Consider the following 14,435-nt stretch of genomic DNA (forward strand, 5'->3'; position numbering starts at 1 on the left):
AAAAGTCACCGCTCGAATAAAATTTTGATAAATCTACGGAATCCCCCAGCCACGGATAAAATTAACTCGCACGCCTACGTAAACTCCGGCGTACTCAAACAGAATTTTATCCTACTGGCTATCCCTGTTTGCTAGATTTATGGCAAAATTTTATTAGGCGGCAAGCCAAGATAAATTACCGTGAATAGAATTATCTCTAAACCGGTGCAAATCCTGTAGAATTAATATTAAAACTTCGAATTTTTTTACAATAAGTAATAGAATCTATGATTTAGTTTATTTTTAACTGGCAAACCATATTAATTATTGGGTGTCCCAATGCGGAAAACAGGAAAACAATCCATGAGTTAACCTAAATATCAACAATACCATAACTTGCCGGCTTTTTGATTTTTAAGATCCCACTGAAATGGGGCAGGGAGGTTGATTAGGGGAGTCTGTAAACACCCTGCTCAAAGCAGCCTCCTATTCTCATAACTATTGATGGTTATTAATGAATGTGTCAGAATTTATTGCGAAACTCTAGTACTCAATCAACTCAACAACAACCTCTCCACCGGAATTCACCTGTTAATCTTACGGGTTAAGGGTAAGTGAACTGTCTACCTCTTCGAATAGTTCATCCGGGTTAATGGGTTTTATGATGTATTTTAATGCCCCGTGATAATAGGCTTGTTCAATATATTGCTGGTTATCGTAAGCTGAAATAATTATTAGCGGGATGGGTAAATTTTGGGAGTGAATTTGCTTTAAAAGATCAATACCGGTCATTCCGGGCATCATTAAATCAGACAAAATAAGATCTGCCTGATGATCTTTCAAATAGGCCAACGCTTCCATAGCATCCTGAAAACATTTGATGTTGTATTTATCTTCCAGTAACTTCTCGATTAGTTTTAGGTTCGTCAGATTATCATCAATAGCAATTATTTTTGGCTCTGGCATAAATATGTCCATTATTTTTAATAAAAGTACTAATAATTAGAAACTTGATAAACAGTATTAATACGGGTTTCAATATTAAGACGTATGTTAAACTGAATGGGTTGGTAGTATAAATACGAGGATTTATTGTTAATTTTTATTGTTCCGTGATGAGGCTGTTTTGAACGGCAAAGCGGATTAAGTCTGCTGTATTTCGTGAATTTGTCTTACTTAACAGGTTGGACCGATGGAATTCGGCTGTTCTCTTGCTGATATATAGTTTTTCAGCTATTTGTTGGTTTGTGTATCCTTTGTAAATAAACTTAAGTACCTCATATTCCCTTGAAGAGAGGTTAAAATCTGCATAATTGGCTCTTTCTTCTTTGATCTGGAGATGCTGGAGTATGTCTTCTTTTGATTCTCCGTCAAGTGGATAATTATTCAGATTTTGAATTTTAGTGATATTCCGTAAAATTTGGTTTAATTCATTTATTATAAGACGATTTAATGCCATTTCATTTTTATCGTCTAAATTATGATCTTTTTCATTTAGCATGTAACAGGCAATAAATGATTCTCCTTCAATGTTCAGGCGAAATCCAAGAACTCTGCATTTAATAAGATCCCCTTCTTTTTGCTGAATAAACAAATCGGTGGTAAAATCTGAATTATCTCTGTTAATAGTTTGTTCAATCGTTTTGTTATAGCGAGGTTTTTCGGTCTGGAGAAGATTGTCTGTAATGGTGAAATGTTTGAAATCTTTGTGGTTATAATTTAAAAGTTTTTTTGTAATGGTGTTATATGCTACATACTTTTTGTCATCTGATATGTAGAAGCCTGTTTTAAAATTGTTCAGGATAACTACTAACCATTTAATAGTGGTTTTCAGGTGGCTAAAATATTCTCCTAGTCTTTCTCCATGAATATTCTCGGGTATGATGGCGATGCCTTCATCTTTTTTTTCGGTCTTTTTTACTTCTATATGATCAAACAACTCATCGGCGTGCTCCAGGTTGACAACCTCATAACCCTTTTGAGAGAGCATTTGTTTGAGAAGATGAATGTTAATTTCATGATCTTCAATAAAGTAAACTGTTTTTTTGTCTTTTTTGACAAACACTTTGGATTTCATGATAGGTTCTATCTCTCAGAATTTAGTCGCAAAATTAAATTTCCCTGTTAATGATTCAAACAGTATTAATACCAGATTTTAACTGGAAATCTTTCAATAAATTAGGGTTTAGTAGGGCAGGATATTATATTAATTTATTAACGGCCAGTAAAAATAGATATTGTTTATTGCTTATAGTTTCTAACAATATTCTTTATAAAGCGTTTATATAGAATTGAAAGCATGTTAATTTATAGAAGTAAAAACTAGAAAGGTGAGCTGTATCACCATTAAAAATTTAACTTTTAATACCCCCCTGCGTAGTATTGAATACGTATAATATGATTTTTTTTAAAATTTAGAATACATGCGCCGAAACAGACGAATGAATATAGTATTTTTTATTGGGAATTTATTTTTTTTACTGGTGTTTTCAGTTCATACTTATTCTCAAACTTTAGATAATGGCCTTTTGTCAAATGTTACCTCTCCAGTAATAGCGGGTGATACGATGACCTTTAATACGCATCCTCATGCTACGTTTCCTTCTTCTTCTCCATATTTTGACCAGGTGAACACAGGAACAATTGAAAAGATTGATGGTAATAATTACAGATATATTGCTCCTGCGAGCCTTGCCTCATATCCATTTTATGATACCTTGTATGTTGAAAAAGACAATAACTATGACACTACGGTTATTAAAGTTTTATCTACTGCTACAAATATATATAACGTTTACGAAGATGGATCCTATTGTAGTGGTCCTGGGTCAGAGGTTTGGCTCTCGGGCTCAGAAAATCTACATGGGTATGAATTATATCGGGATGGAGTTCCTGTAGATACCATCGCAGGTGACGGGGATTCAATTTCTTTTGGTCTTCGCCTTGAGGGTGAATATACTGTTTATGACACTACTGATGGAGTGTGGATGAGTGGAAGCGCCACTATATCTGACATAAAACCCGGGATGGCTTCGCTGATATATTTAAGTGATTCCGCTTACTGTGAGGGGGGATTAGGGGTTGAGCTTGGAGTGGATACAAGTGAGGTGGGAGTAGACTATGAGTTACATAATTCTGAAAGTGGCTATATAACTACCTTTGGCGGGACAGGGGATACGTTAAATTTTGGGTACTATACTGATTCTGCCGGCTACTATTATGGTATTGCCACGAATGGTACAGGTACCTGTGAACAACCATTGAACGATTCGTTGGAAATTACCATAAAAAACGTCCCTTCGGTATATACACTAACCGGACCTACCAGTTTATGCGAGGGAGCGAATATTGAATTAACTTTATCAGACTCTGAAAATGATATACAATACGATTTAATCGATCAAACAACGGGAAATACAGATACTACCATATACGGCGATGGCGCTGCATTAAATTTTACCGTTTCGGATTCGGGTTCATATTACGTGATGGCAACGGATACAGCTACTCTCTGCCAGAATCCAATGAACGATACGATTAATGTTGACAAATACCCAACGGTTAGTCTTAGTGTATCCCCTGATAGTACCGGGATATGTGTCGGTGATTCCGTGCAGTTATCCGCCAGTGGTGCTGATACTTATGTGTGGGAACCTTCAACTGGATTGAGTGATGACAGCATTGCTGATCCAATGGCGGGTCCGACAAGTACTCAGGATTACAGTGTTATTGGCAATAATTCTTACAATTGCCCCGATACGGCTGGAGTTACCGTGACTGTAAATTCTTATCCCACCGCCAATGCTGGGTCTGATACTTCAATATGCCGCGGGGATAGTGCTCAGTTAGTTGCTGGTGTCGGTTACGATGATTATTCATGGAACCCTTCTTCAAATTTGAGTGATCCGGACAGTCGTATTACGAATGCCGGGCCATCTACTTCAACTACTTATACGGTTACCGTAACCAGCGAGGAAGGCTGTAGCTCGCAAGATACTGTGAGAGTGCAGGTTGATTCTGTCCCGGCTCCTGCTGTAAACGATCCTTCGGTTTGTTTTGGTGATTCTGTTACCTTAAATGCTAGTGGTGGAGACTCTTATGAGTGGAGCACCGGAGAAACAGGTTCTTCTATTCTTGTCTCTCCTCCGGATACTTCTGATTTTACTGTTGAAGCCTTTTATGATAATGGTTGTTCTGCAAAGGATACCTCAACAGTTTCTGTTATGCCTCTTCCATCTTTAACAACTTCCAATGATACAGCAATTTGCCCAGGAACCTCTGTTGAACTTGGCGCATCCGCTTCAGGCGGTTCCGGTAGTTATTCCTACGAATGGAGTACCGGACAGAGTGGCGACACCATAACAGTTAGTCCTTCAACTGAGCAGGATTATGGCGTGGAGGTAGAAGATGATAATGGTTGTCGTATGGATGACTCTGTTAATGTCTCTATTTCTGATTTACCTGATATTAATGTTTCGGGGTTGGATTCGGCCTATTGTAATGATGTCAGTGGTTTTACATTCCATGCAACACCGGATAGCGGATTTTATACTTCTCCCTGGAGTGATACTGATATATTCGAAGACAGAGGGGAAGGAGAGGCATACTTTAATCCTTCCAATGTTTCCTCTGAGGGTACTTATGATATTACATACGAAGCAACAGGCAGCAATACCTGCACCGATGATACTACAATGCAGGTTACTGTGAATTTTGTGCCTGATGTGAATTTCTCCGGTTTGCCCGATTCGATTTGCTTAAATGCGGATACAGTATTGCTAACAGGTAACCCGGAGTCTTCAAATGGATTCTTTACCGGTAACGGCATCATTGATAACGGAGACGGAACTGCTATATTTGATCCGGATTCTGCAGGCACAGGAAGTCATACTATTACTTATACGTATACAGATCCGAATACCGGATGTACAAATTCAAGAGCAAAGGAAGTCTATGTCAGAAAATTACCTGAAGCTTACGCGGTGGATATCACGGGGCATTATTGCGAAGACACTCCCGGGGATTCAATATCGTTATCTGGTGGTGAAACGAATACTTATTATGAAGTTATAAGGAATGGAAACGACACTTACTATGACACAACCCTTGTAAGTTCAGGAGATTTTACTTTTGATACCGTTTTTACTGAAAACACCTATGAGGTTGTGGCTACATCTCCTGAGGGATGTACGAATAGCATGTTGAATGAAGTCAGTACTGTTGAATGGCAATTACCCGATGATGCCTATAATATAACAGGTGATGATATTGTGGAGGTGGATGGGATTGGATATTATAGTGTTGATCCCATTGCAAATGCAGAAACCTATAACTGGATAAAACCTTCTGCCGCTACAATTGATTCCGGTAACGGGACCAATCACATAAAAATTGACTTTGCAGGTGTATCACCAGGGAATTATACCATTGAAGTTTTTGGTTCAAACAGTTGCGGAGTTGGTGATACGGCATATTTTGACGTTGAGGTAATGTCGGAACCTGCCGATATTGATTCAATAGCAGGACCTGATACCGTTTGTGCCGGCTCCCGTAGTCTCATTTATGAAGCTTTTCCGGATCTACCGGAGGCAGATTCTATCGAGTGGTCAGTGCCAACTGGTTTCCATATCGTCAGTGGATACGGAACAGAAACTATTGAGGTCGATATAGACAGCTCTGGTGCAAGTAGTGGTTATGTCATTGCTTGGGGAGTAAATGCTTCTGGTGCGGGAGGAGCAGACTCCCTCTATGTCATAGTAAATTCAATACCCGAAATAGATAACATAAGCATTAGCGATCAGCTTGATTGTAGTAAAGATTCTGTATTGATGGTTGGTTCAGGAGATCCTGATCCTTCCGATGCACAATATACCTGGACAGGGGGCGGGAAGACCGTAAAAAATGATTCAATATACGCTTCTGCTTCAGGAGATTATACGCTTACGATAAATGCCAATGGTTGTGTTACGGATACTACAGTAACGCTTACTGAGGATACACAAAAACCTTCTGTCAACATTGAAACACCGGATACATTAACCTGTAATAAAACTTCTGTAACCCTTGAGGCAACTTCCGATGCGGATGATAATACAGAATATGTGTGGACTGCTTATAATGGTGCAAATATTGTTTCGGGCGATTCAACTGCTACTCCAACGGTAGATTCTGCCGGAACCTATGAGGTGACGGTAACTGATTTGGAGAATTCATGTACCAGGGTAGCTTCAGTAGAGGTGGAGGATAATCTTACAAAGCCTTCTTTCGATCTCTCCGATCCACAGGATATAACTTGTGAAAGGGATACTTCGGTAATTTCTGCTACTACTGTTTCCGATGCTACCTATCAATGGAGCGGACCTGAAATAATTGACGGACAGGGAACTTCTTCAGTCACCGTAAAGGAGATAGGCGAATATACACTGAAAGTGACTTATGATGATAACGGATGCAGCAGAAGTAAATCAAGAACCGTTGAAGCTGATTCTTCTGCTCCTACTGATGTATCTTTAACAAAATCGGGAGATATAACTTGTGATACTAATCAGGTAAGCCTTGAAGCATCAACGAATACTTCAAATGTTTCATACGATTTCTACCCACTTTCTACCGGAAATATTGTAGATACATCCGGCAATACCGCATTGGTCGATAAAGCCGATGATTATGCAGTGACAGTTACCAAAAATTCAACAGGTTGTACAACGGAAGATACCACTACTGTTAATGACAACAGGCACAATGTAAATGCTAATATTACTGCAGTATATGGTGAGATTACCTGTAATGAGCCTTATGACACCTTACGAATGACTTCTGACTTAACAGACAAGACTGTGAAGTGGAGCGCTTCCAACGGAGGAAATATTATTTCCGGTGCATTAAGTCCGGAAATCGTGGTTAATGCCGCTGGAACATACTCAGTGACAGTTACTGATACTATCACAGGATGTACAGGAACAAATAGTATAGATATTTCTGAAGATATTACACCCCCAACTATTCATGATATCACAAGAGACCCCAATGAGATTACTTGCACGGAAGATGTGAACCTGGTAGCTGATGTGTCCGGTTATTCATCACTTTTATGGACAACAAGTGATGGCGGTAACATAACACCTGACGACCAGGATTCCGTTTATGTAGATGCTCCGGGAACATATAAGCTTGAGGCAACAGCGGATAATGGATGCACAACCACTGACTATATTGATGTCCCTGCTGATACTGCCAGTCCTCAAATGACACTGACAACAAATTATGAGGATATAACCTGCAGCAATACACATGATACGCTGGAAGTTTCATCCACCACCCCAAACGTTACTTATCATTGGAGCAAGGTCCCAGGCAGCGGAAGCGGTACCATCACCGATGTTACTTCTAAAACTCCTGTTGTTGATGGCTCGGGTACATTTGAAATTGTGATTACAGGAGATAATGGATGTACAACAGATAGCTCAGTAACTGTTGATACGAATTATACAACATCTAATATCAATTATTTTGATAATGACCCTGAAGATATTTCCTGTAAAAATCATACTGTAGAATTAGAGGTTGATGTATATCCGGATGACTCTGATTTGCTTTGGACCACTGATGGTATAGGCGATATAGACTATGAAACAACAGAGAATCCTATTGTGGACGCACCAGGGGATTATACTGTAACAGTTACCCATCCGGAAACAGGATGTTCCATAGATAGCACAGTGACCGTCGAAAGAAATGATTCATTGCCTGAGGCTGTCATTGACAAGAATGTGAGTCGGATTACATGTGAAAAAGATACGGTACATATTGACGGCAGCGCATCCGAGGGGATAAATTTTGAATGGACCAGCAAAAATGGCAACATTTTGTCTGATAATACTCTGGAAAAAATTATTGTAGGCTCTGACGGCTGGTACATCCTTACTGTAGAACACCCCACCAGCGGATGTACGGATAAAGATAGTGTTGAGGTTGAAGCAGCCCAAAATGTTCCGTATATTCTTATGGGTTATATGGATACAGATACCTTAACCTGTAAGAACCCAGAGTTGGAGATTCCTGTCGATTCCGTTGACGTTCCGGATTACTGGTGGACAACCTCCGATGGTAATATTGTATCCGGTGATAGTTCACTAAATGTTACAGTCGATGAACCCGGAACTTACACTTTCCACGCTATTGACAGTATTACGGGCTGTACCAATTCCAAGTCGGTTGAGATTTATGAAGATAAACAAAAACCGAATGTAAGCTTTTCCTCAGATACGCTAACATGTAGTGTAGATACAGTAAGAATTGAAAGCAGGATAGAATATGCAAATGATCCTACAAAGGTAACTTTCCAGTGGTCTGGTGGTGATATTGTACCTGGTGATGAGGACTTGCCTAATCCGAGAGTTACGTCTGCCGCCACATACAATGTGACAGTAACAGATGAAGTGAACGGATGCCAGAGAATAACAAGTCATGAAGTTGGTGAAAACACGACTAAACCTGCTATTAACATCAATAAAGATCCGGAGGATATTACCTGCGAGCGATCAGAAGTTACCCTTGAGGATAATACCGGACAGACAGATGTGTCCTATAAATGGACAACCACCGGAGATGGTAATATAGCTAATCCGAATACCCCCACACCTACAGTGGATGATGCGGGATGGTATACATTGAGAATTACTAAGAATAACAATGGTTGTTATAGAGAAGACAGCGTAGAAGTAGATACCAATTATTACACTCCTTCTGTATTCATTGATCCTGTTGATGACATAACTTGTTCCAATCCGGAAGTTGAACTGGAAGGTGGTTCTCCGGATAGTGTTTCTTACAAGTGGACAGGGCCAAGTATCACAGGTAATGACGAGTCTCGTATTACCACAGCGGATGAAGGAGGTTATTATACATTGACAGTGACAGATAAAGTTACAGGCTGTAAGAATGATAGTACAGTGAAAGTCATTGAAGACAATACACCGCCCTCTGCTCCTATGGTAGGTGATACCGGCACATGCGAAGGTTCCTCAAATGTTCCTTTGACAGCAACAGGAACGAATATTAAATGGTATGATGACGCAACATTAACCAACCAGGTTGGTTCTGGAGACACTTATACTCCAGCTGTTTCTGCTCCAGGAGATTATGCATATTATGCCACCCAAACAGGGGCAAACGGTTGTGAAAGCGACGCTGCTTCAGCTATTTATTCGATTTATGAATTACCCGGCAAGCCTACCACACAAGATGAATCAATATGTTACGGAGAACCAAATCCTTTCATGGAGGCTTATCCTTCCAATTCAAACTATGACATTCATTGGTATAACAGCAGTGATAGCCTGCTTTCAGTTTCTGATTCATATAAACCAACTCAGACCGATATAGGAACTTATGAATTTGGAGTAACCCAGGTCGATATGAATGGTTGTGAAAGCGAGCAGGAAGATGCTTATTTCACCATTAATGATATTCCTTCTGCCCCCGTGGTTGAAGAAGATACACTTGAAATATGTTATGGTTCAGATAATAAATCTTTTGTGGCTCATGGAGATAACATTAAATGGTATGATTCCGAACCACCGGCAAATGCTATTGCAGAAGGTAATATATTTACACCGGATGAGAATACCACAGGAACCTATACATATTATGTGACTCAATCCAATAGCTCAACCGGATGTGAAAGTAGCTATACTGAAGTTACCTATATTATACTTCCTAACCCGGCTAAGTTTGATCTCTTAGGTGGAGGAACATTCTGTGAAGGAACAGGAGGCGTTGAAGTATATCTTGATGATTCTGAAAACTCAGTTACGTATGATTTATATCAGGACGGGAATGCTTATATTACCAATATTAATGGGGACGGCGATAGTATTTCTTTCGGAAATATCACAGCCGATGGAACCTATACAGCTTATGCCACCGGTGATAATGGCTGCTCTTTAAGGATGAGCGGAACAGCAATTGTTGATATGGAACCTCTGCCTGAAGAACCTGGAACTATCACAGGGGATTCAGTTGTCTGTGAAGGATCCACCATTGATTATACAGTTCCTGAGATTGAATATGCAGAATATTATATATGGTCAGTTCCAGCAGGTTCAGAGATTGTTGCCGGCGATAATTCCCGAACAATATCGGTGAGCTATTCAGATACTGCACAGAATGGAATGATAACTGTGTATGGAACGAATTCTTGCGGTGACGGAGAGGAATCTGTAGGCCATGCTATTACTGTAAACAATTTACCGGATTCAGCAGGTTCAATAACAGGTCCGGATGAAATATGTCAAGGTGCTGATAATGTTTCCTTTGAAGTAGATAAGATTGATTATGCAGATGAGTATGAATGGACACTTCCATCGGGTGCTACGATAACATCTGGCGAAGGTACAAGAATGATTGTCGTTAACTTTGATGAATCGACCACGGGTGGCATAGTCAAGGTGAAAGGAAAGAATGAGTGTGGGTATGGGGAAGAATCTCCAAAACATGAAATAAGCGTGAATTCTGTACCTGAAATTGTGACTGATTTTTACAAATCAATATGCTCGGCTTCCGATTCTCTGATAGCTGAAGACCCAGGAGGTTCAACAACTATCTTATGGGAGTTGATAGAAGGACACGGAATTATTGATGCTCCAAACAGCTTTGAAACTGAAGTGACTGACCTTGGAAATGGAATCAATAAATTTACTGTGACTCTTGATAATGGCACCTGTTCTGTGACTGATACTGTTATTATAGAGAATAATCAGGTATCTGTAAATGCAGGAGCTAATAAAGAATTATGTGAAGATGTTGACACCCTTAACGGTAGTCAACCACCAGAAGGTGCCACCGGGAACTGGTCAGTACAAAAAGGTAAAGCAACATTTCAGGATGCCAATAGTTATTCTACAGCTGTAGAGGACCTCGCCAGAGGAGAAAATGTGCTACGCTGGACAATAACAAAAAATGGTTGTGAAAGTTACGATGAAGTAACATTAATCAATAATTCTCCTACCGAGGCAGAAGCTGGCATATCCCGTGAATTATGCAAGGATAGTGCTTATCTCGACGCCAATATTCCAAAAAGTGATGAATACGGCGAATGGTCAATTGTTAATGGGTTTGTAGATTTTGCAAATATCAATGATCCGGGTACCAAAATTACTGATATTTCAAATGGTGATAACACTCTGAAATGGACTATAACTAAAAACAACTGTTCTTCATCAGATTCTGTAATTATCACCAATAACCAAACCGAGGTTGATGCAGGAGAGGATCAAATTCTTTGTTCCTACAGAACTGATTTAAATGCTACAGCTGCCCCTTCTGGAGCTACTGGTATGTGGGAAATTGTAGATGGCTCTGCAAATTTTGATGACCCTGAAGCACCGGATACAGAGGTTTACCTGGGGTCAAGTGATACAACAATTCTGAGATGGGGAGTAAACATCGATGGATGCATCTCTTACGATAGTGTTATGCTAATAAATAATTCACCATATCCGGTTAATGCTGGTCCAAATCAGGTTGTTTTTCAATTTGAAACACATCTGGAGGCAACAACTCCGGAGAAAGGAACAGGGGTATGGACTCTACTTGAAGGTGGAGGAGAGTTTGCGGATGAAACTGATCCAAAGACTGAAGTTACTGAACTTGCTTATGGAAAAAATAAGTTTCAATGGACGGTAACGTATGAAGATTGTATCGAAAGGGATACAGTAGTTGTTGATAATCAATATGCAGGGGATATAACGGCAGGAGAGGATACTATTATTTGTACTAACCAGCTTCGGTTAAATGCTTCCGATCCTGAGCAGGGAGAAGGAGAGTGGAGTGTTGTTGATGGTTCTGCTAATTTTGAAGACAAAAATGACCCGAATACTTTAGCCAAGAATTTATCCAAGGGTGACAATGTACTTCGGTGGACGGTATATGGCAATGGGGTTGTATCTGATGAAGTCACCATTACCAACAATTCGCCTACTGAAGCTAGCGCAGGTCCTGATATGACTTATTGTGCTGATTCGGCACAGCTTACTGCCAATTCTCCTACTATTGGGGAAGGTTCATGGGAATTAATAGGTGGCTCCGGAACTTTTGAAGATTCCACAAAAAATAATACCATGGTGTATGGATTGAGTGCAGGAACGAATACCTTCCGCTGGAAAGTTACTCATGAAGGATGTGAATCCACTGATGATGTTGTTATCACTAATAATACTCCTACAGAGGCTGATGCAGGGGATGACATGACCTTATGTTCAGATGAAACTGTATTATATGGAAATGCTCCTGTTGAAGGCGAAGGGTTATGGACCCTGGTTAGTGGCTCCGAGTCTGTTACCTTCCAGGATCAGACTGTAGGTAATACTGTTGTTGAAAATCTTGGTCATGGCGATAATGTCCTGCGATGGACAATAACAAAAGGAGAGTGTTCATCTTACGATGATGTTACAATAACGAATAATAACCCGAGTGAGGCGAACGCAGGACGAGATAAATCAATTTGTGTCGATACATTCAATCTGAATGCCAATGATCCTTCTGTAGGTACAGGTAAATGGAGGGTGATTACTGGTTATGGAGAATTTGATGACACCTTAGTGCATAATACAACTATTCGTGAATTGAGTAAAGGCAGCAATATCCTTCGCTGGACAATAGAGCATGAAGGTTGTGAATCCTATGATGAAGTAGAGATTTCAAATGATATGATAGAGTCTGATGCTGGTATAGACCAAAGTATATGTGTTGATAGTACCTCTTTATCTGCTAATAATCCTGCCCCCGGGGATGGATATTGGTCGGTGATAACGGGTTCAGCAAACTTTGAGGATCATAATAATCCAGATACCGATGTTAGCGGATTGGATTACATGGTGGAGAATCAGTTGAAGTGGACAATAGTAAATGAATCGTGTGTTTCTAAAGACACTGTAACTATTCAGAATAACCATCCTGGTATTGTTTACGCAGGAAAAGATAAGGATATATGTGACCATTCAGTAACTTTACAGGCAAATCCAAACTATATAGGTGTAGGAGTCTGGGAACCAATTGTTGGAGGAGGGGATATACATGATCCCGGCAGTCCGTCAACGGATGTTACAGACCTTGAATTGGGTGAAAATACATTCAGATGGACAGTGACAAGGAATGGATGTATATACTCCGATGATGTGACCATTACAAATAACATGCCTGTTCAGGCTTATGCAGGTGAAGATGACAGTACATGCAGTGATAGCTATGAGCTTTATGCTGAAGAACCGCCATTTGGTCAGGGAAAGTGGACAGTTGTAGCTGGATCAGGTGAGTTCGAAGAGGATTCTTCCTCCTCTACAACAGTTAATAATATGGCCCAGGGAACGAATACTTACAAATGGACAATCTATAACGGTCAGTGCAGTACAAGCGATGAGGTTTCAATTGCAGTGAATAAACCGGATATCCCGAATGCCGGACCTGATAAGAGTGTCTGCTCAGATAGTACATACCTCCAGGGTAATCACCCGTCTTACGGTCAGACCGGATATTGGGAGATCGTGGAGGGAAGTGCAAGCTTCGAGGATGAAAATGATCCTAAAACAAAAGTTACAGGACTAAATTATGGCCGAAATGTATTGCGCTGGAATATTGAGAAAAATGGTTGTACGTTGTATGATGAGGTTACTATTCAGAATAATTCTCCTACAGTAGCTTTTGCCGGTGATGATATGCATGTATGTGGTGATGAGACTCGATTAAATGCCCAGGAACCGACAATTGGAACTGGAGAATGGAGCCTTGTTAGCGGGACGGCAGAGATTGAAGATAAATATTCTGCAAACTCTAAGGTTAAAGGGCTGGGTTTTGGTCCTAATACTCTTCGGTGGACCACCAAACATAATGGATGTACTTCCATAGATGAGGTTATTGTTTATAATGATCTTGCAACAGCCTATGCTGGCGAAGACCAGTCAGTCTATGAGCCTGAGGCTTATATGGTAGGCAATACACCATCGCGTGGCGATGGCGAATGGATCATATTGGGTGGGTCAGGTACATTTGAACATCCGGATAGTGCTCAGACTAAGGTCTCTGATTTGGCCCCTGGGGAGAATACATTCAGATGGAAAATAACAAATAATTCATGTGTTGCATTTGATGAGGTGAGTATTACCTACTATGAAATGCCGAAAGTGGAGTTTACGCTTGATACGAACGAGGGATGTCCGCCCCTGACAGTACAATTCCTGAATAAATCGCTGAATGCCAATTCTCAATTTACCTGGGATTTTGGAGATAATAACATTTCCAAACACGAAAACCCAAGGCATACTTACTATTCACCAGGGGAATACACAGTGGAACTTTCAACTACCGGACCTGATGGCTCTAAAGTTACCGATGACACCACTGTTATTGTGCATAACAAACCTGAAGCTGATTTTGAAGTTGCTCCGCATGAAGTATACATT

3 protein-coding genes are annotated in these 14,435 nt (G+C 40.2%); 1 reads left to right on the forward strand and 2 read right to left on the reverse strand.

Translation table 11 applies throughout. From position 1 onward, the window contains the following. Nucleotides 1-576: 576 nt before the first annotated feature. Both QZ276_RS02300 and QZ276_RS02305 read right to left on the reverse strand, forming a co-directional pair. Nucleotides 577-945 carry a PleD family two-component system response regulator gene (locus QZ276_RS02300; protein ID WP_292484915.1) on the reverse strand — a complete coding sequence of 123 codons (369 nt, stop codon included), beginning with the start codon at nucleotides 943-945 and terminating at the stop codon, nucleotides 577-579. A gap of 136 nt (nucleotides 946-1,081) precedes the next feature. After that, a complete protein-coding gene (locus QZ276_RS02305; protein ID WP_292484917.1) occupies nucleotides 1,082-2,056 on the reverse strand; it encodes a LuxR C-terminal-related transcriptional regulator in 975 nt (324 codons plus the stop codon). A gap of 490 nt (nucleotides 2,057-2,546) precedes the next feature. Between QZ276_RS02305 and QZ276_RS02310 the strand changes: the two genes are divergently transcribed. Continuing rightward, nucleotides 2,547-14,435, forward strand: an 11,889-nt coding sequence (locus tag QZ276_RS02310) for a PKD domain-containing protein (protein ID WP_292484919.1), incomplete at its 3' end; no start/stop codon positions are given.

Origin of the sequence: Methanohalobium sp. (genome assembly GCF_018609725.1) — an archaeon.
GTDB lineage: Archaea > Halobacteriota > Methanosarcinia > Methanosarcinales > Methanosarcinaceae > Methanohalobium.